The sequence below is a fragment of the Streptomyces sp. 4F14 genome (assembly GCF_048159485.1).
Classification (GTDB): domain Bacteria; phylum Actinomycetota; class Actinomycetes; order Streptomycetales; family Streptomycetaceae; genus Streptomyces.
This window is the reverse complement of record NZ_JBLRVY010000002.1, coordinates 284,930-307,718: the sequence shown is the minus strand read 5'-3', so window position 1 is coordinate 307,718 and position 22,789 is coordinate 284,930. Positions and strand designations below refer to the sequence as shown.

The window sequence follows — 22,789 nt, the reverse complement described above, 5'->3', positions numbered from 1 at the left end:
TGGGGCAGGCGTCGTCTACAGTTCCGTACGCCTTTGTACGGGACGTCTTCGGGGTGACCGTCAGGTCAGACCATCAGTGAGCGGTCCGTCGGACGGATGGGGGCCGGCAGGTCGCTGGCCCCTGTGAGGAACCGGTCGCAGCCGCGGGCGGCCGAGCGGCCCTCGGCGATGGCCCACACGATGAGGGACTGGCCGCGCCCGGCGTCACCGGCCACGAACACGCCCGGCACGTTCGTCTGGAACTCGGCGTCACGGGCGACGTTCCCGCGCTCGTCCAGTTCGAGGCCGAACTGCTCGACGAGCCCGTTCTCGCGGTCCGTGCCGGTGAACCCCATGGCCAGCGTGACGAGTTGGGCGGGGATCTTCCGCTCGGTGCCCGGCTTCTGCGTGAGCTTGCCCTCGACGAACTCGACCTCGACGAGGTGCAGCCACTGCACGTTGCCCTCCTCGTCGCCCTCGAAGTGGGTGGTGGAGACGGAGTAGACCCGCTCGCCGCCCTCCTCGTGCGCGGAGGTGACCTTGTACAGCATGGGGAAGGTCGGCCACGGCTGGTTCGGCGCACGGTCCTCGCCGGGCCGCGGCATGATCTCCAACTGCGTGACGGACGCGGCGCCTTGACGGTGCGCGGTGCCGACGCAGTCCGCCCCGGTGTCACCACCGCCGATGACGACGACGTGCTTGCCCTCGGCGGTGACGGGGGACGTCACGTAGTCGCCCTCCTGCACCTTGTTGGCGAGGGGCAGGTACTCCATCGCCTGGTAGACGCCCTTCAACTCCCGCCCGGGGACGGGAAGATCGCGCGCGGTGGTGGCACCGGCGGCGATGACGACGGCGTCGTACCGCTTCTTCAGGTCGGTCGCCTTGAGGTCGCGGCCGATCTCGATCCCCGTACGGAAGCGGGTCCCTTCCGCGCGCATCTGCTCGATGCGCCGGTTGATGTGCCGCTTCTCCATCTTGAACTCGGGGATGCCGTACCGGAGAAGACCACCGATGCGGTCGGCGCGCTCGTACACGGCGACGGTGTGGCCGGCCCGGGTGAGCTGCTGCGCGGCGGCGAGGCCGGCGGGGCCGGAGCCGATGACGGCGACGGTCTTGCCGGAGAGCCGCTCGGGCGCCTGCGGGGCGACCGTACCGGCGTCCCACGCCTTGTCGATGATGGAGACTTCGACGTTCTTGATGGTGACGGCGGGCTGGTTGATGCCGAGGACGCACGCCGACTCACAGGGAGCCGGGCACAACCGCCCCGTGAACTCGGGGAAGTTGTTCGTGGCGTGCAGGCGCTCGGAGGCCGCCGACCAGTCCTCGCGGTACGCGTAGTCGTTCCACTCGGGGATGAGGTTCCCCAGCGGACAGCCGTTGTGGCAGAACGGGATGCCGCAGTCCATGCAGCGGGACGCCTGCTTCGAGATGATCGGCAGCAGCGAGCCGGGGACGTAGACCTCGTTCCAGTCCTTGAGACGCACGTCCACGGGGCGGGACTTGGCGACCTCACGGCCGTGGTTCAGGAAGCCCTTCGGGTCAGCCATTGGTCGCCGCCTCCATCATCTTCTCGGTGATCTCGGACTCGGAGAGTCCCGCCTGCTCGGCGGCGTCCTTGGCGGCGAGCACTGCCTTGTACGTGCTGGGGATGAGCTTCGTGAAGCGCTCGGCGGAGGCGTCCCAGTCGGCGAGCAGCTTCTCGGCGACCGTGGACCCGGTCTCCTCGGCGTGGCGGCGCACGACGCCGTGCAGCCACCGCTTGTCGTCGTCGGACAGCTCCTCGATCGCGCCGAGGTTCCCGGAGTTGACGTTGTCCCGGTTCAGGTCGATGACGTACGCGATGCCACCGGACATGCCGGCCGCGAAGTTGCGCCCGGTCTCGCCGAGGACGACCGCGTGACCGCCGGTCATGTACTCGCAGCCGTGGTCGCCGACGCCCTCGGAGACGACCAGCGCCCCGGAGTTGCGGACGCAGAACCGCTCACCGGTACGCCCGCGCAGGAACAGCTCCCCGCCGGTCGCGCCGTACGCGATGGTGTTGCCCGCGATCGTCGAGTACTCGGCGAGGTGGTCGGCGCCCCGGTCGGGGCGGACGACGACCCGGCCGCCGGAGAGGCCCTTGCCGACGTAGTCGTTCGCGTCGCCTTCGAGGCGCAGCGTGACACCGCGCGGCAGGAAGGCGCCGAAGGACTGGCCCGCGGAGCCGGTGAAGGTGATGTCGATGGTGTCGTCGGGCAGACCCGCCCCGCCGAACTTCTTCGTCACCTCGTGGCCGAGCATCGTGCCGACGGTGCGGTTGATGTTGCGGACCTTGACCTGCGCGCGCACCGGCTGGGCCGAGGTCGCGTCGGAGGCGGCGAGCGCGTCGGCGGCGAGCTTGATCAGCTCGTTGTCGAGCGCCTTCTCCAGGCCGTGGTCCTGGGCGACCGTCTGGTGCAGCACGGCGCCCTCGGGCAGCTCGGGGACGTAGAAGAGCGGGGCCAGGTCGAGGCCCTGCGCCTTCCAGTGGTCCACGGCCCGCTCGACGTCGAGGAGTTCGGCGTGGCCGACGGCCTCCTGGATCGTGCGGAAGCCCAGCTCGGCAAGGAGTTCGCGGACCTCTTCGGCGATGAACCGGAAGAAGTTCACGACGTACTCGGCCTTGCCGGCGAACCGGTCGCGCAGGACCGGGTTCTGCGTGGCGATGCCGACGGGGCAGGTGTCGAGGTGGCAGACGCGCATCATGACGCAGCCGGAGACGACGAGCGGCGCGGTCGCGAAACCGAACTCCTCGGCGCCGAGCAGCGCGGCGATGACGACGTCACGGCCGGTCTTGAGCTGCCCGTCGGTCTGGACGACGATCCGGTCGCGCAGGCCGTTGAGCAGCAGGGTCTGCTGGGTCTCGGCGAGGCCCAGCTCCCAGGGCCCGCCGGCGTGCTTGAGCGAGGTGAGCGGCGAGGCGCCCGTACCGCCGTCGTGGCCGGAGATGAGGACGACGTCCGCGTGCGCCTTGGAGACACCGGCCGCGACCGTGCCGACGCCGACCTCGGAGACCAGCTTCACGTGGATGCGGGCCTGCGGGTTCGCGTTCTTGAGGTCGTGGATCAGCTGGGCCAGGTCCTCGATCGAGTAGATGTCGTGGTGCGGCGGCGGGGAGATCAGACCGACACCCGGGGTGGAGTGCCGCGTCTTGGCGACCCACGGGTACACCTTGTGGCCGGGGAGCTGGCCGCCCTCGCCGGGCTTGGCGCCCTGGGCCATCTTGATCTGGATGTCGTCCGCGTTGACGAGGTACTCGCTCGTCACGCCGAAGCGGCCGGAGGCGACCTGCTTGATCGACGAGCGCCGCGCCGGGTCGTACAGGCGGTCCGCGTCCTCGCCGCCCTCACCGGTGTTGGACTTGCCGCCCAGCTGGTTCATGGCGATGGCGAGGGTCTCGTGGGCCTCGCGGGAGATGGAGCCGTAGGACATGGCGCCGGTGGAGAAGCGCTTGACGATGTCCTCGACGGACTCGACCTCGTCGATCGAGATCGCCGCGCGGTCCGACTTGAAGCCGAAGAGCCCGCGCAGCGTCATGAGGCGCTCGGACTGCTCGTTCACGCGGTCCGTGTACTTCTTGAAGATGTCGTAGCGGCCGGAGCGCGTCGAGTGCTGGAGGCGGAAGACCGTCTCCGGGTCGAAGAGGTGCGGCTCGCCCTCGCGGCGCCACTGGTACTCGCCGCCTATCTCCAGCGCGCGGTGCGCCGGGGCGATGCCGGAGGCGGGGTACGCCTTGGCGTGCCGGGCGGCGACCTCCTGGGCGACGACGTCGATGCCGACGCCGCCGATCTTGCTGGCGGTGCCGTTGAAGTACTTCTCGACGAAGGCGTCGTCCAGGCCGACGGCCTCGAAGACCTGGGCGCCCCGGTAGGAGGCGACGGTCGAGATGCCCATCTTGGACATGACCTTGAGGACGCCCTTGCCGAGCGCGTAGATCAGGTTGCGGATGGCCTGCTCGGCCTCGATGTCCGAGAGGAAGGTGCCGGCGCGGACCAGGTCCTCGACGGACTCCATCGCCAGGTACGGGTTGACGGCGGCGGCGCCGAAGCCGATCAGCAGGGCGACGTGGTGGACCTCGCGGACGTCCCCGGCCTCGACCAGCAGGCCCACCTGGGTGCGCTGCTTGGTGCGGATGAGGTGGTGGTGGACGGCGGCGGTCAGCAGCAGCGAGGGGATCGGCGCGTGCTCGGCGTCGGAGTGCCGGTCCGACAGGACGATCAGGCGGGCGCCGTTCTCGATCGCGGCGTCGGCCTCGGCGCAGATCTCGTCGATGCGGGCGGCGAGGGCGTCGCCGCCGCCGGAGACGCGGTACAGGCCGGAGAGGGTCGCGGCCTTGAAGCCGGGCATGTCGCCGTCGGCGTTGATGTGGATGAGCTTGGCCAGCTCGTCGTTGTCGATCACCGGGAACGGCAGGGTGACGGTACGACAGGAGGCCGCGCTCGGCTCCAGCAGGTTGCCCTGGGGGCCCAGCGAGGAGCGCAGGGAGGTGACGAGCTCCTCGCGGATCGCGTCCAGCGGCGGGTTCGTGACCTGCGCGAAGAGCTGCGTGAAGTAGTCGAACAGCAGCCGGGGGCGGCTGGACAGTGCCGCGATCGGCGAGTCGGTGCCCATGGAGCCGATCGGCTCGGCGCCGGCCTTCGCCATCGGGGCGAGGATGACGCGCAGCTCCTCCTCGGTGTACCCGAAGGTCTGCTGGCGGCGGGTGACCGAGGCGTGGGTGTGGACGATGTGCTCGCGCTCGGGCAGGTCGCCGAGCTCGATCTCGCCGGTCTCCAGCCACTCCGCGTACGGCGCCTCGGCGGCGAGGGCGGCCTTGATCTCGTCGTCCTCGATGATGCGGTGCTCGGCGGTGTCGACGAGGAACATCTTGCCGGGCTGGAGGCGGCCCTTGCGGACGACCTTCGAGGGGTCGATGTCCAGGACGCCGACCTCGGAGCCGAGGACGACGAGGCCGTCGTCGGTGACCCAGTAGCGGCCGGGGCGCAGGCCGTTGCGGTCGAGGACCGCGCCGACCTGGGTGCCGTCGGTGAAGGTGACGCAGGCGGGGCCGTCCCAGGGCTCCATCAGCGTGGAGTGGAACTGGTAGAACGCGCGCCGGGCCGGGTCCATCGAGTCGTGGTTCTCCCACGCCTCCGGGATCATCATCAGCACGGAGTGCGGCAGGGAGCGCCCGCCGAGGTGGAGCAGCTCCAGGACCTCGTCGAAGGAGGCGGAGTCGGAGGCGTCCGGGGTGCAGATCGGGAAGATCCGCTCGATGCCCTTGTCCCCGCTGTGCCCATGGTCGGCAGAGCCGAACAAATCGCTGACGAGCTGCGACTCGCGCGCCCGCATCCAGTTGCGGTTGCCCTTGACGGTGTTGATCTCGCCGTTGTGCGCGACGAAGCGGTACGGGTGGGCGAGCGGCCAGGACGGGAACGTGTTCGTGGAGAACCGGGAGTGGACGAGCGCGACGGCCGAGGCGAACCGGCGGTCGGAGAGGTCCGGGAAGAAGGGCTCCAGCTGGCCGGTGGTCAGCATGCCCTTGTGGACGATGGTCCGCGCGGACAGCGACGGGAAGTAGACGCCGGCCTCGCGCTCGGCGCGCTTGCGCAGCGCGAACGCCTTGCGGTCGAGGACGATGCCCTCGCTCTCGCCGTCGGCGACGAAGACCTCGCGGAAGGCGGGCATCGTGGAGCGGGCGGTGGCGCCGAGCAGGCCGGGGGCGACGGGGACCTCACGCCACCCGAGGACGGTCAGGCCCTCCTCGCCGGCGATCGTCTCGATCCGCGAGACGGCGTCCTCGGTGCCGTCCTCGGGGAGGAAGGCGATGCCGACGGCGTACGAACCGGCCGCGGGCAGCTCGAAGCCGGTGACCTCGCGGAAGAAGGCGTCCGGGACCTGGGTCAGGATGCCCGCGCCGTCACCCGAGTCGGGCTCGGAGCCGGTCGCGCCGCGGTGTTCGAGGTTGCGCAGAACGGTCAGCGCCTGCTCGACCAGCGTGTGGCTCGCCTCACCGGTGAGGGTGGCCACGAAGCCGACGCCACAGGCGTCGTGCTCGTTACGGGGGTCGTACATACCCTGCGCGGCAGGGCGAGCATCCATGAAGGACCAGTTCTGGCCATTCGCGGAGTGCTGGGACGGCTGGCGCGGCGTACGCATCGGCTCTCCCGTCGTCGTCTCAAGTGGCATATCTGCGTTGCCGAGGGACGACGTTGGCCCTCTGCTTAAGTGCAAAATTTCGTGCAGGTTACATGATGGGGCGGTTCTCGGGAAGTGGATAAACCGTTCCAACATGCGGACGCCGTGGGGTCGCGGCGGGTGCCGCGCGAGGCGGCTGAAAATGAGTGGGAGCGAACGGGACAGATCGATGTCCGTCGTTTCCTGGGGGAGTACGGAAGGGGCGTCTTCACCCATCCCGCGCGTGCGCCGCGGGCGTCGTTGCCCACAGCGCTTACGGCTCATGCCCGGTGGTCATGCATTCGAAACCAGCGGGTAACGGCTATTTATACGGTCCCTCGCATACCTAGCGGCCTCCCTATCCTACGGCCGTACCGAACAAACTGCCCAGGGCGTACGTCACACCCGCCGCCGCGCCTCCCAGCGCCAACTGCCGCAGCCCGCTGTACCACCAGGTCCGCGCGGTCACGCGGGCGACGACCGCCCCGCACAGGAAGAGCCCGGCGAGCGCCACCAGCACGGCCGGCCACAGCGCGCTCGCCCCCAGCAGATACGGCAGCACCGGCAGCAGCGCGCCCACCGCGAACGCCCCGAACGACGAGACGGCGGCGACCAGCGGCGAGGGCAGGTCCGAGGGGTCGATGCCCAGCTCCTCGCGCGCGTGGATCTCCAGCGCCATCTCGGGGTCGCGGGACAACTGCCGGGCGACCTCCTTCGCGAGCGGCGCGTCCACGCCCCGCGCCTCGTACAGCGCGGCCAGCTCCGCTTCCTCGTCCGCCGGGTGCCGGCGCAGCTGCGCCCGCTCCACGTCCAGCTCCGCTTCCACCAGCTCCCGCTGCGAGGCCACCGACGTGTACTCGCCGGCCGCCATCGAGAAGGCGCCCGCCGCGAGGCCCGCGAGGCCGGTGAGAACGACGGCCCGGTGCCCCAGGTCGCCGCCCGCGACGCCGGTCATCAGCGCGAGGTTCGACACGAGCCCGTCCATCGCCCCGAACACCGCCGGCCTGAGCCAGCCCCCGTTGACGTCACGGTGGGTGTGGTTGTCGCGGTGCGCCTCGTGCAGCGGCGCCTGGACATCGATGAGAGCCATGTTCCTACATCCCCGGCAAGCTAAGCCAAAGCTAAGTTTGGACTGATTCTAAATCTCTACAACACCGAGGTTACGTCGGTCATTCCGGGCCCGCCAGCAAGGAAAGGCTGGGCTTACCTGCGGTTTTACCCTCGAATGCTCATCCGTCCAGTAGGCCGCTCAAAAGTCGTCCGGGTGACAAAAAGGGCTCCGAGGCAAAGGTCAACCGCCAACGGTGGGACAGATCTGTCACTTGCCCACCCTTCCTGGAGGTTCACGTATGGCATCGATCGCAGCGCTGCGTGAACGCGCGAGAGGCGCCCTCCTCGGCCTCGCCGTGGGAGACGCGCTCGGCGCCCCGGCGGAGAACCTGAAACCCTCCGAGATCCGCGCCCGCTGGGGCCGCATCACCGGGTACGTCACCGACACCCCCGCCGGCACCGACGACACCGAGTACGCGATCCTCTCCGGCCTCCTCCTCGCCCGCCACGGCTCCGCCCTCACCCCGGCCCACGTCGAATCCGCCTGGCACGCCTGGATCGCCGACCGCGACGAGGGCCCCTTCCGGGGCGCCGGCTTCAGCGAACGCGGCACGCTGGAGAACCTCCGCCGCGGCCTGACACCTCCGGTGACGGCCCAGCACCGCCACGCCTGGAGCGACGGCCTCGCGATGCGCGCCGCGGTCTTCGGCGTCTTCGCGGCGGGCCGCCCCGCCGAAGCGGCCCGCCTCGCGGCGATCGACGGCTCGGTCAGCCACGAGGGCGAGGGCATCCACGGCGGCCAGGCGGTCGCCGCGGGCGTGGCCACCGCCATGACCGGCGCACCCCCCATCGCCGTCATCGCCTCCGCCCTCGCGGTCATCCCCGACGACTCCTGGACCGCCCGCTCCCTACGCCGCGCGGTCGCCCACGCCCACCAGGGCGAACGCGCCATCCGCAGCGCCGTGATCATCCCCGGCTACCCCTGGACCGACCTCGCCCCCGAAGCGGTCGCCCTCGCCTTCGGCGCCTACGCCTACGCGAACGCCGACTTCCGCGACTCGGTCCTCACGGCAGTGAACATGGGCAGAGACGCGGACACGACAGCGGCCGTAGCCGGAGCCCTCTCCGGAGCAACGCAGGGCGTCTCGGCAATCCCCCCGACCTGGGCCCAGGCCATCGGCCCGGCAAAGGGCTCCTGCCTCCCCGAGATGGCCGGCCACCACGTCCTGGACGTGGCAGAACTCCTGATCCAGACGGAGGACACGAAGTGGACCCCGACAAGGGCGGACTTCGCGCTGGCGGCGGAGGGCGGGGAGGAGCGGTGAGGGGGGAACCGAAGGCAGGAGAAACCGAACGAGAGAAACAGGACGCGGACGTGATGCCAAGGAAGAACGGTGCATGGCAACCCCCGGCAGGACCGACACCGACATGGACGGAGAACCGCCCGAAACCGGCACCCCCGGCGGCAGGGGCGCACCCGGCGACAACAGGAACGCGGGACTGCACTGAGCCTGGGGCCACCACTGCGGGGGCGCACCCGGCGACACCAGCGGACGGCACATCCCAACCCCGGGCGCCCCTAACGCCCTCAGGGGCGCGGGGCCGTATTGAATCTGCGGCTACCGCCGCGTGGGCGCGAGCAACCACACCAGCAGACGGCACATCCCAACCAACGCAAACCCCAACCCCCCCAGGGGCGCGGGACCGTACTGAATCTGCGGCTACCGCCGCGTGGGCGCGAGCAACCACACCAGCAGACGGCACACCCCAACCAACGCAAACCCCAACCCCCCCAGGGGCGCGGGACCGTACTGAATCTGCGGCTACCGCCGCTCGGGCGCGACCAGCCCCGACGAACCCGCACCCGCCCCACAACGCAACCACCCCCCACAGCGGCCCCCACCCCACCCCGCAAGCCGCCGACGAAGAGCACCCCCCACAGGAAAGTCCCGCACCCGACAACGCAACCCGCACGGGTGGTGCGGGCGGGAAACACCAGGCCGATGGCGAAGCCAAGGCCCGGCGCCCCATCACCGGCATGCTCCTGGGCCTGGCCATCGGCGACGCCACCGGCTGGCCCTCAGCCCGCCACAGAGCCTCCCGCATGCCCGACTGGACCCGCCGCCTCACCCGCGAACTGGACACCTTCGCGGAACAGAACGCCACCACCACCCTCCCCGTCCCCATCGCCCTGAACCAACCCCCGGCCCCCCTCCACCTGGGCCCCTCGGACGACGCGGAATGGGCAGCCCTGACCGCCCAGACCCTCCTGCGCACCACCGACCCCACCACCCTGAACGACCTGAGCAGAGACCACCGCACAAGGACGGCGATCGACCTCACCTGGACCTCCCTCGCGGCAGAGGTAGCCGCGGCGACGACAAAGGCCCCGGAGATCGAATCAGCGGTACTCCCCCTCCGCGCCCGCATCTCGGTAAGAGCCGGCCTCACCAACCTCGCAGCGGGCCTACGCCCCCCGGCGACGGGCCACGACAACCCCCACTACTTCGACGACGCGGCCTGCGTAAGAGCCTGCGTCCTGGCGACAACCCACCCGGGAAACCCGCAACGCGCAGCGGACCTCGCGGAGTTCGACGCCCGCTACACCCAGGACGGCGACGGAGTCCACGGCGCGAGAGCGATGGCGGCGGCGATCTCCCTGGCCCTGACCGGCGAACCGATCGAAACGTGCGTACAAGCAGCCCTCACCCAACTCCCCCCGGAAACGGAGATCGGCAGAAACGCCCGCCACGCCCTCCACCTGGCACAGACGACGGACTCCACCTTCGCCCTGATCCCGTTGCTGGAGCACCAGATCGTGGACCACGTCTACAGCTACGGCATCGCGGCGGCGGAAACGGTCCCGGTGACCCTGGCGATCTCCCTCGCCGCGAACGGCCGTATCGCCGAGGCGGTCCCAGCGGCGACCTGCCTCTCCAGAGTCGCCGACTCCACCCCCGCCCTGACCGGCGCCCTGACCGGCGCGATCGGCGGCGCATCCGCGATCCCCGCCCCCTGGCGCACAACCTCCCGCACCCTCTCCGGCTGCACCCTCCCCCGCCTCACCGGCACGGACCTCCTGGAACTCGCCGAACTCCTGGAAGCCGCACAACCGGCAACAACAGGAGCATGATTCACCCCATGTCAGACAAAACCTCCCAAACACCCCTGGAGGACCGCATCACCGCCGCCCTGGTGGGCGCGGCGGTGGGCGACGCACTCGGCGGCCCGGTCGAGGGCTACTCCCCCGCCCAGATCCTCGCCCGCCACGGCGGCAGGATCACCGGCATCGTGGGCCCCTGGAACGGCGACGACTGGCGTACGGCCCGCCCGATCGCCCCGTACCACAAGGGAAACGGCCACATCACGGACGACACCCTGATGACGCACGCCCTGATCCGGGTCTACGCGAAGGTCCGCGACCACCTGGACGCCCACGCGATCGCCGACCACCTGGTCCCGGACCTGATGACAACCCCCCGCTGGATCCCGGAACTCGAATCGGAGACCCTCCTCCTGCACCGCCTCTTCCTCGCGGAGAAATGGCTCGCCACCCGCCTCCACTACGCCCACGCGGACCCCCGGGAAGCAGGCGTCGGCAACATCGTCAACTGCGGCGCGGCGATGTACATGACCCCGGTCGGCCTGATCAACGCGGCCAACCCCCGAGCCGCGTACAACGAGGCCCTGGACATCACCGGCGCCCACCAGTCGTCGTACGGCCGCGAGGCGGCGGGCGTCTTCGCGGCGGCGGTGGCAGCGGCCTGCACCCCGGACGCGACCCCGACCTCGGTCATCACGACCTGCCTGAGCCTGGCAAAAGACGGCACAAGAACGGCGATCGAGAAAGTAGCGGAAACGGCAGCACACCACACAGACCCGGAATCAGCCCTGGCCCCCCTCCGAGAAACGATCACCCCCTACGACACGGTAGGCCCCGACTACCGCACCCCTTCCCTCAACGCCCGCCGCCCCTCCCGCCTCCACGCGATCGAGGAACTCCCCATCGCCCTGGCCATGTTGCTGATCACGAACGGCGACTACGAACAAGGAGTCCTCGGCGCCGTCAACTACGGCAGAGACTGCGACTCGATCGCGACGATGACCGGCGCCCTGGCTGGCGCACTGGGCTCGGCACCCCCACCCGAGTGGTCCAACGAGGTATCAGAAGCAAGCAAGTTGGACCTCTGGGAACCGGCGGAAACCCTGGCGGAGGTAACACGGGAAGTCTTCGTCAAGGACATGGACCGCCGCAGAACCCACGAGTCAGCCTTCACGGCCCTGGGAGCCCACCTGTGCTCCGCCTGACCTGGCTCCAGCCGGAGGACCTCCTGGGCCACGAACTCCGCCAGGCAAGGGAAGACGGCAGAGACACGAGGGACATCGCGGCCCGCTGGCACAGCGCGGGCGGCAGAGAAGCCCCCGAAAGAGCAGGCGCCTCCCCCACTCAACCGCCACCCCACCTACGCAACGTGGCAACGACGCTCCTGGCAGAACTGGCATCCCAGCCAAGCAAGTTGGCAACAGCAGAACCGACGGCCTGGCACGCGATCCAAGCCACATGGACACGCGACGACCACCCGCACCCAGCTCACCCAGCTGCGAGCAGCCGCACCACAGCGGACCCGCACCCGCCCTCCCCCCTCGCCCCAGCTGCGGGCAGTCGTGCCTCCCCCAGTGCCCGAAGGGCCTGGGAGGTACCCCCATGGGGCGGCACGGGTGGGCGCAGCGGCACCCCGCAAGCGCGGGCAAGCGACAACGCCCCCACCCCAGCCACCCACCAACCCGCACCGAACCCCACACCACCCCCCACCCCCCGAACCTACGAATCCGCCTGGCTCGGCAGAGCCGTCGGCTGTGTCCTCGGCAAACCCGTCGAGAAACTCCCCCTCCACGCCATCCGAGCCCTGGCCAAGTCCACCGGCAACTGGCCCCTGACCACCTACTTCACAGCGAAGGGCGTCCCCGACTCCCTCCTCGCCCAACACCCTTGGAACCGCCGCTCGGCCACGACCTCCCTCGCCGAGAACATCGACGGCATGCCGGAGGACGACGACCTGAACTACCCCCTCCTGAACCTGCTCCTCCTCCAACGCCACGGCAGGAACTTCACGACGGACGACGTGGCGAGGCTGTGGCTGGACGAACTCCCGGCGGGCCGCACGTTCACCGCGGAACGCATCGCCTACCGCAACCTCCTGACCGGCATCGACCCCCCGAGAACGGCCCACCACAACAACCCGTTCAGGGAGTGGATCGGCGCGATGATCCGAGCGGACGTACACGGCTGGACGAACCCGGGAAACCCGGAGGCGGCGGCAGAACAGGCGTACAGGGACGCCACGTTGACGCACACGGCGAACGGCGTCTACGCGGCGATGTACATCGCGGCGACGATCGCGACGGCAGCGACAGGCACGCACGACATCCACACCTGCCTCAGCACAGCCCTGCGGGTGATCCCCGCAACGTCCCGCCTGCACAAGGCAGTTACGGGCGCCATCCAACTGGCCCGAACGGAACGGGACTTCGACAGGATCGTGGACGAACTCCACGCGACCCACGGCCACTACCACTGGGTCCACGCGATCCCGAACACCGCGTTGATCGCAGCCGCCCTCACCCACGCCGACGGCGACTTCACGGCGTCCATCTGCCGCACGGTATCGGGAGGCTGGGACACGGACTCCAACGGCGCGACAGCGGGCAGCATCGCCGCCCTCCTCACCGGCCCACCCCCACCCCACTGGACGACCCCCTTGAAGAACCGCCTGTCCACGACGATCGCCGACTTCGACGGCACCGGCTTCGACACCCTCGCCCACCTCACCCACGTGGAGGCGACCCGCCCATGACCCACATCGTCGTACTGGGCAGCACGAACATGGACCTGGTCACGTACGTGGACCACCCCCCGCGCCCCGGCGAGACGGTGCCGGGCCGGGACCTGCGCACCACCCCCGGAGGGAAGGGCGCGAACCAGGCGATCGCCGCGTCGAGGGCGGGCGCGGCGGTCTCGATGATCGGCGCGGTGGGCACGGACCCCCACGGCCCGCACCTGCGCACGGCGTTGGACACGGCGGGCGTGAACACGGACCACCTCCGCACGATGGACACGGTGTCCGGCACGGCCCACATCACCGTGGACGCGGACGGCGGCAGCGCGATCGTCGTCATCCCGGGCGCGAACGGCACGGTCGACCATCTCGCCCCGGGCGACGAGACGTTGATCGCCTCGGCGGACACGCTGCTGCTCCAGCTGGAGATCCCGCTGCCGGCGGTGATCGCGGGAGCGCAGGCGGCGAAGGCGCACGGCGTCCGCACGATCCTCACCCCGTCCCCGGCCCGCCCCCTCCCGCCCGAACTCCTCGCGGCCACCGACCTGTTGGTGGCGGGCGAGTACGAGGCGATCACCCTCACGGACCGCACGGACCCCCTGGCCGCGGCCCGCCACCTCCTCACCCAGGTCCCGGAGGTGATCGTCACGCTGGGCGCGGCGGGAGTCCTGTACGTCTCCCGGACCGCCGACCCGATCACGGTCCCGCCCCCGCCGACGACCCCGGTCGATTCAACTGCCGCCGGGGACACGTTCGTCGGCGCCCTGGCGACAGCCCTCGGCGAGGAACGCCCCCTGCCCGAGTCCCTCCGCTGGGCGACGGCGGCGGCGTCCCTGTCGGTGGAGCGCCCGGGCGCGTCCGCGTCGATGCCGTACCGCCAGGAGATCGAGGAGCGTTACGCCGTATGACGTCAACTCCCTTGCAGGGCCTACGGGTCCTGGACCTGGCCACCCTCTTCGCGGGCCCGCTGGCCGCCACCCTTCTGGGTGACTTCGGCGCGGAGGTCATCAAGGTCGAGCACCCGGCGAAGCCGGACCCGTCCCGGGGCCACGGCCCGTCGAAGAACGGGGTCGGCCTGTGGTGGAAGGTCCTGGGCCGGGGCAAGCGCACGATGACCCTCGACCTGTCGACACCCGGCGGCCGTTCGACGCTCCTGCGGCTCGCAAGGACGGCGGACGTGGTCATCGAGAACTTCCGCCCCGGCACCCTGGAGCGGTGGGACCTCGGCTGGGACGAACTCCACGCCGTGAACCCCCGGTTGATCCTCACCCGCGTCACCGCGTTCGGCCAGTTCGGCCCCGCCTCGCACCGCCCCGGCTTCGGCACCCTCGCGGAGGCGCTGAGCGGTTTCGCCGCCGTCACCGGCGAGCCGGACGGACCCCCGACGCTCCCGCCGTTCGGCCTCGCCGACTCGATCGCGGGTCTGGCGACGGCGTACGCGGTGATGACGGCCCTGTCCGCCCGGGACCGCACCGGCGAGGGCCAGGTCGTCGACATGGCGATCATCGAGCCCATCCTCACGGTCCTGGGCCCGCAGCCGACCTGGTACGACCAGCTGGGCCACGTCCAGCAGCGCACCGGCAACCGCTCCGCGAACAACGCGCCCCGCAACACGTACCGCACGGCCGACGGCACCTGGGTCGCCGTCTCCACCTCGGCCCAGTCCGTCGCGGAACGCGTGATGCGCCTGGTCGGCCGCCCCGACCTGATCGACGAACTCTGGTTCGCGACGGGCGCCCAGCGCGCGGCCCACGCGGACGTCCTCGACGAGGCGGTCGCCCGCTGGATCGCGGCCCGCCCCCGCGACGAGGTCCTGACCGCCTTCGAGAAGGCGCAGGCGGCGATCGCCCCCGTCCAGGACGTCCGGGACGTGGTCCACGATCCGCAGTACGAGGCGCTGGGCACCCTCACCCGCGTCGACGACCCCGACCTGGGTCCCCTCCTCATGCAGAACGTCCTCTTCCGCCTCTCCGCGACCCCCGGCGCGATCCGCTGGACCGGCCGCCCGCACGGCGCCGACACGGACGCGATCCTCCGTGAACTCGGCCTCACCGCACAGGAGTCGGCCGCCCTCCGCGAACAGGGCGCCGTATGAGGACGTTCCCCCTGACCTGGCTCTACGTCCCCGGCGACCGCCCCGAAGTCGTCACCAAGGCCCTGTCCGCCGGCGCCGACGTCGTCATCATCGACCTGGAGGACGCGGTCTCCCCCGACCGCAAGGAGTACGCCCGAGCGGCGACAGCGGAACGCCTCGCGGACCCCCACCCCCACCGGATCCACGTCCGCGTGAACGCCCCGGACACCCCTTGGTCCCGGACCGACCTCACGGCCCTCTCCCCCCTCCCCGGCGTCACGGCCCTGCGCCTCCCCAAAGTCACCACCCCCCAGGACATCGCAGCGACAACGCACCTGCTGTCCCGCGAGATCCCTCTGTACGCCCTCCTGGAATCGGCCCTGGCCGTCGAGAACGCGTACGCCATCGCCACCGCGCACCCCGCCCTGGCAGGACTCGCCCTGGGCGAAGCGGACCTCAAAGCGGACCTGAACACCACCTCGGACGAAGCCCTGGCCTATCCCCGCTCCCGCACGATCCTCGCCGCCCGAGCCGCCTCTCTCCCGCCCCCACCCCAATCGATCCACCCCGACACCCGCGACCTCACCACCTTGGCCACCACCAGCGCCCAGGGCCGGGCCCTGGGCTTCCTGGGCCGAGCGGCCATCCACCCCCGCCAGCTCCCGGTCATCGAGCAGTCCTACCTCCCCACCCAGGAGGAGATCGAGAAGGCGGAGTCGGTCATCAAGGCGGCAGAAGCGACCGAGGGAGCCCAAGCCCTCCCCGACGGCACGTTCATCGACAGAGCGATCCTGGAGGCGGCCCGCAGAACCCTGTCCCTGGTCGCCCGCTGACATCCACGACGACGAAGGGCGCCCGGGAAACCCTGGGCGCCCTCACCGTCGTAGAACCGGCTAGCTCTTCTTGCTCGCCGACTCGCTCTCGGCGTCAGCCTTCGCAGAGTCGTCGGCCTTCTCGGCCTCGTCGGTCTCCCCCGACTCGGCGTCCGCCTCGGCCTTCTCCTCCAGTGCCCCCGGCTCGACGACCTCTTCGCGGCCGGGCTTCTTCTTCGCGGAGATCACCAGGTAGGCCACCGCGAGGAGGAACACGACCAGCGCGGTCCAGTTGTTGAGGCGCAGGCCCAGGACGTGGTGCGCGTCGTCGACGCGGAGGTACTCGATCCAGAACCGGCCGACACAGTACGCGGCGACGTAGAGGGCGAACGCCCGCCCGTGCCCGAGGGTGAAGCGCCGGTCCGCCCAGATGACGAGGAGCGCGACGCCGACGCACCACAGGGACTCGTACAGGAAGGTGGGGTGGTAGTACCCCGGCACACGGCCGTCCGCGGAGGACGTGATGTGCAGGGCCCACGGAAGGTCCGTCGCCTTCCCGTACAGCTCCTGGTTGAACCAGTTCCCCCAGCGCCCGACGGCCTGCGCGAGCGCGATGCCCGGAGCGATGGCGTCGGCGTACGCGGGCAACGGGATCCCCCGCCGTCGGCATCCGATCCACGCCCCGACCGCGCCGAGCGCGATGGCCCCCCAGATCCCGAGGCCGCCCTCCCAGACCTTGAAGGAGTCGACCCAGTCCCGGCCCTCGCTGAAGTACAGCTCGTAGTCGGTGATGACGTGGTACAGCCGCCCCCCGACGAGCCCGAACGGCACCGCCCAGACGGCGATGTCGGCGATGGTCCCCGCCTGGCCGCCCCGCGCAAGCCACCGCTTGTTGCCGAGCCAGACCGCGACGAAGACGCCGACGATGATGCAGAACGCGTAGCCGCGCAGCGGAATGGGTCCGAGGTGGTAGACCCCGTGCGACGGGCTGGGAATGTAGGCAAGTTCCATGGCAGGGTCGACGCTACCCTGCCGGACCGGACCGACGGCGGGCGGCCCGGCAACGGCTGCATAACGGGCGGGTCAAACGCGGGGGAACTCCTGTCGATCCCCTGTCGACCCATGCCTCACCCCTTGTCCGCGTCCTCGACCATCTGCTTCAGCTTCGCCGGGGTCATCGACTGGTCCTGGTAGATGTTCTTCCCGTTGAACAGCACGGTCGGCGTCCCCCCGAACCCCCCGCTGCTGAACGCCTCGGCGGACTTCTTCACCCACGCGTTGTGCGTCCCGTTCTCCACGCACACCCGGAACGCCGGCGTGTCCAGCCCGTCCACCTTCCCGGCCAGCTCGATCAGCTTGGCCTCCTTGGCGTACGCGTCGACGGTCTCCTGCGGCTGGTTCTCGTACAGGACGTCGTGGTACGCCGGGAACTTGCCGACGTCCTGCGCGCAGGCCGCCGCGTTGGCCGCCTTGCGGGAGCCGCTGCCGCGCAGGTTCCCGTCGATGAGCGTGGCCAGGTGGTACTCGACCTTGAGCTTGCCCGCCCCGGTCAGCTCGTGGATCACCGAGCGGTACGCCGTCTCGAAGGACTTGCAGGCGGGGCACCGGAAGTCCTCCCACACCGTCAGCGTCGACTTGGCGCTCTCCTTGCCGACGGGGATGGCCAGCGCATCCTTCCCGTTGGCCCCGGACGGCGCGACGACCGGCCCGGCGCTGTCCCCGCCGTCCTTGCCGGCGTTGGCCGCGACGACCCCGATGCCCGCCGCGATCCCCAGCACGGCGACGATGCTCGCCCCGACGATCAGCACCTTGCGCCGCTTCTCCGCGGACTTCTGCTTCTCACGCTCGACCGCCAGCCGCTCCCGCGCCGACAGCTTTCCCACTCGATTCTTCTCGCTCACACCCCGCAAACGAACGGGGGAGACGCAGTGCGCCTCCCCCGTCCCAGGACCACTCGATCGAGTGACCGATTCACCCGTTACGCCCGAACAGAAGCCCCATACGCGGCCTTACCGGGCATTCCAGGCGCTACGCCGTCCGGCGCACACCCTTCGCCAGGTCGGCCGCCAGCTCCCGCACGGCCTCGATCCCGGCCGCCGCGTCCGGCGCGTCCAGCATCCGCTTCACGAACGCCGACCCGACGATCACGCCGTCCGCGAAGACGGCCACCTCGGCGGCCTGCTCGGCGTTCGACACCCCGAGGCCGACACAGACGGGCAGGTCGTCCCGGGTCGCCCGGGTCCGCTCGACCAGGTCCTGCGCCTGCGCGCCGACCGACTCGCGCGTCCCCGTCACGCCCATCAGCGAGGCGGCGTACACGAACCCGCTGCCGGCCGCCGTGATCTCCGCGAGCCGCGCGTCCCTGCTGCTGGGCGCGACGACGAAGACCGTCGCGAGCCCGTGCTTGGCCGCGTGCTCCCTCCACAGCCCGGCCTCCTGGACGGGCAGGTCGGGCAGGATGCACCCCGCGCCGCCCGCCTGGGCGAGTTCGGCGGTGAACCGCTCGACGCCGTAGCGGTCGATGGGGTTCCAGTACGTCATGACGAGCACCGGCTTGCCGGTCGCCTCGTACGCCTCACGGACCGTCCGCATGACGTCCGCGATCCGTACGCCCCCGCGCAGGGCGATGTCGTCGGCGGTCTGGATGACCGGCCCGTCGAGCACCGGGTCGCTGTGCGGGAGCCCCACCTCGACGACGTCCGCGCCACCGTCGAAGACGGCCTTGATGGCGTCGATGCCGCCGTCCACGGTCGGGAAACCGGCCGGGAGGTAGGCGATCAGCGCGGACCGGTTCTCGGCCTTCGCGGCGGCGAGGGTGTCACTCAACAGTTGGATGTTCCCGCTCACTTGGAGTCCCCCTCGGTGTCGTACAGGCCGAAGTAGCGAGCCGCCGTGTCCATGTCCTTGTCGCCGCGCCCGGACAGGTTGACGATGATCAGCCCGTCCGTGCCCAGCTCCTGACCGACCTCCAGCGCGCCCGCGAGGGCGTGTGCCGACTCGATGGCCGGGATGATGCCCTCGGTGCGCGAGAGCAGGCGCAGGGCCTGCATCGCCGCGTCGTCGGTGACTGCGCGGTACTCGCCGCGCCCGCTGTCCTTGAGGTAGGAGTGCTCGGGCCCGATGCCGGGGTAGTCGAGCCCCGCCGAGATCGAGTACGGCTCGGTGATCTGCCCCTCGTCGTCCTGGAGGACGTACGACCGCGAGCCGTGCAGGATGCCGGGCTCCCCGGCCGTCAGGGTCGCCGCGTGCTCGCCCGTCTCGACGCCGTGGCCCGCCGGCTCGCAGCCGATGAGGCGTACGCCGCTGTCGGGGATGAAGGCGTGGAAGAGGCCGATCGCGTTGGAGCCGCCGCCGACGCAGGCGATCGCCGCGTCGGGGAGGCGGCCCGCGCGCTCCAGGATCTGGCGGCGGGCCTCGACGCCGATGACGCGGTGGAAGTCGCGGACCATCGCCGGGAACGGGTGCGGGCCCGCGACCGTGCCGAACAGGTAGTGCGTGCGGTCGACGTTGGCGACCCAGTCGCGGAACGCCTCGTTGATCGCGTCCTTCAGCGTGCGGCTGCCGGACTTCACGGCGATGACCTCGGCGCCGAGCATGCGCATGCGCGCGACGTTCAGCGCCTGGCGCTGGGTGTCGATCTCGCCCATGTAGATCGTGCAGTCGAGGCCGAACAGCGCGCACGCGGTGGCCGTCGCGACGCCGTGCTGGCCGGCGCCGGTCTCCGCGATGACCCTGGTCTTGCCCATGCGCTTGGTCAGCAGGGCCTGGCCGAGGACGTTGTTGATCTTGTGGGAGCCGGTGTGGTTGAGGTCCTCGCGCTTGAGGAAGATCCGGGCGCCACCCGCGTGCTCCGCGAAGCGGGGCACCTCCGTGAGGGAGCTGGGGCGGCCGGTGTAGTTGACCAGGAGGTCGTCGAGTTCGCGGGCGAACTCCGGGTCGTGCTTGGCCTTGTCGTACTCGACGGCGACCTCGTCGACCGCGGCGACGAGGGCCTCGGGGATGAACTTGCCGCCGAAGGCCCCGAAGTACCCCTCAGGGGTGGGGACTTGACCTTCGGGGTCGGGAATGAAGAACTCGCTGGGCATGCGGAAACCTCACGGTGAGTGCGTGGAAAAGACACTATTCGCCGTGGGGGCAGGGATCAGTTGTCGACTGCGGGCCATGTGTGGCTGATCGCGCAGTTCCCCGCGCCCCTGGAGGGGCGCTGCCATCGACGGCCGTTGACCTGTCCCGGCTCGTCTCCGATGACGTACCGCACCCTCCGGCCGTGCACCTTGCGCGCGGGCGCGCGGCAGCCCCGCGGACGGCACCCGCGCGCGAGGCGTGCGTGCCGTTCCTGGGAGGCCGGAGTGGGAGTCATCGCCGTAAGCCTAACGGGTGATCAGCCGCGGCTGTTGCGGATCGCCGGGTGCTCGCCCGCCGCGACCAGGTCCGCGACCGCCGTCTTCGGGTCCTTGCCGGTGACGAGGGACTCGCCGACGAGTACGGCGTCGGCGCCCGCGTTGGCGTACGCGATGAGGTCGTGGGGGCCCCGGACGCCGGACTCGGCGATCTTGACGATGTGGTCGGGGATCTCGGGGGCGACGCGCTCGAACGTGGAGCGGTCGACCTCAAGGGTCTTGAGGTTGCGGGCGTTGACGCCGATGACCTTCGCGCCCGCGGCGACCGCACGCTCGACCTCGTCCTCGTCGTGGACCTCGACGAGCGCCGTGAGGCCGATGGACTCGGCGCGCTCGATGAGGGACTCCAGAGCGGGCTGGTCGAGGGCGGCGACGATCAGCAGCGCGATGTCCGCGCCGTGCGCGCGGGCCTCCCACAGCTGGTACGAGGTGACGATGAAGTCCTTGCGCAGGACGGGGATGTCCACGCGCGCGCGGACGGCGTCCAGGTCGGCCAGGGAGCCGCCGAAGCGGCGCTGTTCGGTGAGGACGGAGATCGCGGCGGCGCCGCCCGCCTCGTAGTCGGCGGCGAGGCCCGCCGGGTCGGCGATCGCGGCCAGCGCGCCCTTGGAGGGGCTGGAGCGCTTGACCTCGCAGATGACCTTGACGCCGTCACCCCTGAGGGCGGCGACGCCGTCCTTGGCCGCCGGAGCCTTGGCCGCGCGCTCCTTCAGCTCGTCGAGGCTGACGCGCGCCTGCCGCTCCGCGAGGTCGGCACGGACTCCGTCGATGATCTCGTCGAGCACACTCACGCGAGCGGCCCCCTTCCGGGCGGTGACATTTCCTTGACTGCGATGGTATCCGCCGTATCGGACATGGCTCGCATCAGCCCGCCGCCGGTCCCACTACCTGGACATTCCCTTGATGATCAAGGACGTAGCCAGCCACCGACCGGCAGGTTCCGGACAACCGTGAAGACCAGCAGGAACGCGCCGATCGCCCACAGGTGCGCGGTCCCGAGCACCACCCGCGCGGGCCGTCCCCGCACCGTACGGACCACCCAGACAGTCCACACGACGGCGAACCCCACATAGGCGACGACCGCGGCGGCGTTGTCCTGGAGGGCGGCCAGGACGTCCCCGTGCGCGAAGGCGTGCGCGCTGCGCAGGCCGCCGCAGCCGGGGCAGTACACGCCGGTGATCTGGAAGAGCGGGCAGACGGGGTAGTGGCCCGGTTCGTTGGGGTCGACGGTCGCGACGTATCCGAACGCGCCCACGACGGCCGCCATGATCCCGGCGGGGACGGCGAGGCGGGCGAGGGGCGTACCGGTCTCCTGTGCGTCGGCCTTCGTCATGTTCGCATTGTGCACGCACGACGACGGCCCGGAACGCTCTCGCGCCGGGCCGTCGTCGGGAAAGCCGCTCCGAAGAGCCGTCTCAGCTGTCGGCCTTGGCCGGGGTGCCGTACGTGACGTGGTCGGGGAAGTCGCGGAAGCCCTTGGGCTGGCCGAGGCCCATGCCCTTCATGACCAGGCCGACGCCGCCGCCGAGGACCGCGATCACCATGCCGGCCCAGAAGCCCAGCGGCTCCGCCATCACCATGAACGCGCCCGCGACGCAGAACCCGATGAAACAGATGGTTGCACCGGTCCAAGCGGCCAAAGTGTGACCGTGGCTGCTGCCCGCCATGACTTGCTCCTCATGCTGTCCAGGTGGCGCCCGACCCGGACGCTCACGCTCATTGTCCCGCACGCGCGCGTGCGCGGGACGCCGGGGTGGCCCCCGGCCACGCCCGATTCACCACAACGGGACCGCCCCGGCGGTCCCCAGGCTCTCAGGCCGGATCCGCCCCGGTGGGGTCCTCGCCCCGGTCCAGCGCCTTCCACATGTCCTCCGGCCGGTCCGGGTCCACCGGCTTGACCGTACGGCGGGGCCGCGGCGTGCCGTCGCGCTCGTACCGGCCCGACATCCCGGGCCACAGACGGCCGTAGCGCAGGGCGAGGAGCCCGGCGAGCAGCAGCAGCGCGCCGCCCGCCGCGGCGACGTACGGCCAGGCCGTGTGGGAGAGCGCGGCGACCGTCGCGGACGTGTCGCCGGACGCCTTCGCGGCCTGTTCGTCGAGCGCGGAGCTGTCGTTCGCGCCGGAGAGGGCCGCGAAGAGGATCCCGGCGCCGGAGAGCGCGAGGACGGCGGAGACGGCGAGGCGGCCCGCTCTGCGGACCGCGAAGACGGCGACGAGCGCGGCGAGGCCCACTATCGCGAGCGCCGCGGGCACGCCCGTGACGTCGCTGCCCTTCGCGGTGAGCCGGAAGGCGCCGCCCGCGACCGACGCGGTCCCCTCCGACCAGCGCTGCCGGGTCGCCAGCAGCGCGACGGCCGCGCCGAGCGCCCCGCTGAGCAGGGTGAGGGCGAGGCTACGGCGGCCGGAGCGCGCGGGTCCGGCTTCGGGACGGGGGTGAGGCACAGCAGTCACGTACCCCACTAT

The 22,789-nt window shown here is 70.9% G+C and carries 19 protein-coding genes; 7 read left to right on the top strand and 12 right to left on the bottom strand.

What is annotated here, in order from left to right; translation table 11 throughout:
* Nucleotides 1-65: 65 nt before the first annotated feature.
* The 3 genes from ACLZOT_RS03685 to ACLZOT_RS03675 form a co-directional block, all read right to left on the bottom strand.
* Nucleotides 66-1,526, bottom strand: coding sequence for a glutamate synthase subunit beta (locus ACLZOT_RS03685; protein ID WP_416967225.1), 1,461 nt, complete (start codon nucleotides 1,524-1,526; stop codon nucleotides 66-68).
* Nucleotides 1,519-6,135 carry a glutamate synthase large subunit gene (gene gltB / locus ACLZOT_RS03680; RefSeq protein WP_416967224.1) on the bottom strand — a complete coding sequence of 1,539 codons (4,617 nt, stop codon included), beginning with the start codon at nucleotides 6,133-6,135 and terminating at the stop codon, nucleotides 1,519-1,521. Before gltB ends, ACLZOT_RS03685 begins: the two co-directional genes overlap by 8 nt.
* A 376-nt stretch (nucleotides 6,136-6,511) precedes the next feature.
* A complete protein-coding gene (locus ACLZOT_RS03675) occupies nucleotides 6,512-7,243 on the bottom strand; it encodes a VIT1/CCC1 transporter family protein (protein ID WP_416967223.1) in 732 nt (243 codons plus the stop codon).
* Nucleotides 7,244-7,502: 259 nt separating this feature from the next.
* Here ACLZOT_RS03675 and ACLZOT_RS03670 point away from each other — a divergent pair, with 259 nt between their 5' ends.
* The 7 genes from ACLZOT_RS03670 to ACLZOT_RS03640 all read left to right on the top strand — a co-directional run bounded on the left by ACLZOT_RS03670 (nucleotide 7,503) and on the right by ACLZOT_RS03640 (nucleotide 15,947).
* On the top strand, nucleotides 7,503-8,528 hold the full coding sequence (locus tag ACLZOT_RS03670; RefSeq protein ID WP_416967222.1) for an ADP-ribosylglycohydrolase family protein: 1,026 nt from the start codon (nucleotides 7,503-7,505) through the stop codon (nucleotides 8,526-8,528).
* Nucleotides 8,529-8,809: 281 nt separating this feature from the next.
* Nucleotides 8,810-10,336 (top strand): ADP-ribosylglycohydrolase family protein, encoded by a 1,527-nt coding sequence (locus ACLZOT_RS03665; protein ID WP_416967428.1) that lies wholly within the window; start codon nucleotides 8,810-8,812, stop codon nucleotides 10,334-10,336.
* An 8-nt stretch (nucleotides 10,337-10,344) separates the two neighbouring features.
* Nucleotides 10,345-11,511, top strand: a complete 1,167-nt coding sequence (locus ACLZOT_RS03660) for an ADP-ribosylglycohydrolase family protein (RefSeq protein WP_416967221.1) — start codon at nucleotides 10,345-10,347, stop codon at nucleotides 11,509-11,511.
* Nucleotides 11,499-13,058 (top strand): ADP-ribosylglycohydrolase family protein, encoded by a 1,560-nt coding sequence (locus ACLZOT_RS03655; protein WP_416967220.1) that lies wholly within the window; start codon nucleotides 11,499-11,501, stop codon nucleotides 13,056-13,058. Before ACLZOT_RS03660 ends, ACLZOT_RS03655 begins: the two co-directional genes overlap by 13 nt.
* Entirely contained in the window at nucleotides 13,055-13,948 is an 894-nt protein-coding gene (locus ACLZOT_RS03650; RefSeq protein WP_416967219.1) for a ribokinase, read from the top strand. The genes ACLZOT_RS03655 and ACLZOT_RS03650 overlap by 4 nt, the downstream gene beginning before the upstream one ends.
* Nucleotides 13,945-15,135, top strand: a complete 1,191-nt coding sequence (locus ACLZOT_RS03645; protein ID WP_416967218.1) for a CaiB/BaiF CoA transferase family protein — start codon at nucleotides 13,945-13,947, stop codon at nucleotides 15,133-15,135. Before ACLZOT_RS03650 ends, ACLZOT_RS03645 begins: the two co-directional genes overlap by 4 nt.
* The gene (locus ACLZOT_RS03640) at nucleotides 15,132-15,947 is read left to right on the top strand and encodes an HpcH/HpaI aldolase/citrate lyase family protein (protein WP_416967217.1); all 816 of its coding nucleotides are present in this window, start codon (nucleotides 15,132-15,134) and stop codon (nucleotides 15,945-15,947) included. Before ACLZOT_RS03645 ends, ACLZOT_RS03640 begins: the two co-directional genes overlap by 4 nt.
* A gap of 60 nt (nucleotides 15,948-16,007) precedes the next feature.
* Here ACLZOT_RS03640 and lgt read toward each other — a convergent pair whose 3' ends face one another.
* The 9 genes from lgt to ACLZOT_RS03595 all read right to left on the bottom strand — a co-directional run bounded on the left by lgt (nucleotide 16,008) and on the right by ACLZOT_RS03595 (nucleotide 22,786).
* A complete protein-coding gene (lgt, locus tag ACLZOT_RS03635) occupies nucleotides 16,008-16,937 on the bottom strand; it encodes a prolipoprotein diacylglyceryl transferase (RefSeq protein WP_416967216.1) in 930 nt (309 codons plus the stop codon).
* A 116-nt stretch (nucleotides 16,938-17,053) separates the two neighbouring features.
* Nucleotides 17,054-17,827, bottom strand: a complete 774-nt coding sequence (locus ACLZOT_RS03630) for a DsbA family protein (RefSeq protein ID WP_416967215.1) — start codon at nucleotides 17,825-17,827, stop codon at nucleotides 17,054-17,056.
* A 127-nt stretch (nucleotides 17,828-17,954) separates the two neighbouring features.
* Nucleotides 17,955-18,773 (bottom strand): tryptophan synthase subunit alpha, encoded by an 819-nt coding sequence (trpA, locus tag ACLZOT_RS03625; protein ID WP_416967214.1) that lies wholly within the window; start codon nucleotides 18,771-18,773, stop codon nucleotides 17,955-17,957.
* On the bottom strand, nucleotides 18,770-20,011 hold the full coding sequence (trpB, locus tag ACLZOT_RS03620) for a tryptophan synthase subunit beta (RefSeq protein ID WP_416967213.1): 1,242 nt from the start codon (nucleotides 20,009-20,011) through the stop codon (nucleotides 18,770-18,772). Before trpB ends, trpA begins: the two co-directional genes overlap by 4 nt.
* Before the next feature lie 56 nt (nucleotides 20,012-20,067).
* The gene (gene trpM / locus ACLZOT_RS03615; protein WP_416967212.1) at nucleotides 20,068-20,286 is read right to left on the bottom strand and encodes a tryptophan biosynthesis modulator TrpM; all 219 of its coding nucleotides are present in this window, start codon (nucleotides 20,284-20,286) and stop codon (nucleotides 20,068-20,070) included.
* Between the two features lie 21 nt (nucleotides 20,287-20,307).
* Nucleotides 20,308-21,117: an indole-3-glycerol phosphate synthase TrpC gene (gene trpC, locus ACLZOT_RS03610; RefSeq protein WP_416967211.1), complete on the bottom strand. Its 810-nt coding sequence runs from the start codon at nucleotides 21,115-21,117 to the stop codon at nucleotides 20,308-20,310.
* Between the two features lie 116 nt (nucleotides 21,118-21,233).
* Nucleotides 21,234-21,659: a DUF2752 domain-containing protein gene (locus tag ACLZOT_RS03605; RefSeq protein ID WP_416967210.1), complete on the bottom strand. Its 426-nt coding sequence runs from the start codon at nucleotides 21,657-21,659 to the stop codon at nucleotides 21,234-21,236.
* An 82-nt stretch (nucleotides 21,660-21,741) separates the two neighbouring features.
* A complete protein-coding gene (locus tag ACLZOT_RS03600; RefSeq protein WP_416967209.1) occupies nucleotides 21,742-21,993 on the bottom strand; it encodes an HGxxPAAW family protein in 252 nt (83 codons plus the stop codon).
* 145 nt (nucleotides 21,994-22,138) lie between these two features.
* Nucleotides 22,139-22,786 carry a TIGR02234 family membrane protein gene (locus ACLZOT_RS03595; protein WP_416967208.1) on the bottom strand — a complete coding sequence of 216 codons (648 nt, stop codon included), beginning with the start codon at nucleotides 22,784-22,786 and terminating at the stop codon, nucleotides 22,139-22,141.
* Nucleotides 22,787-22,789: the final 3 nt, after the last annotated feature.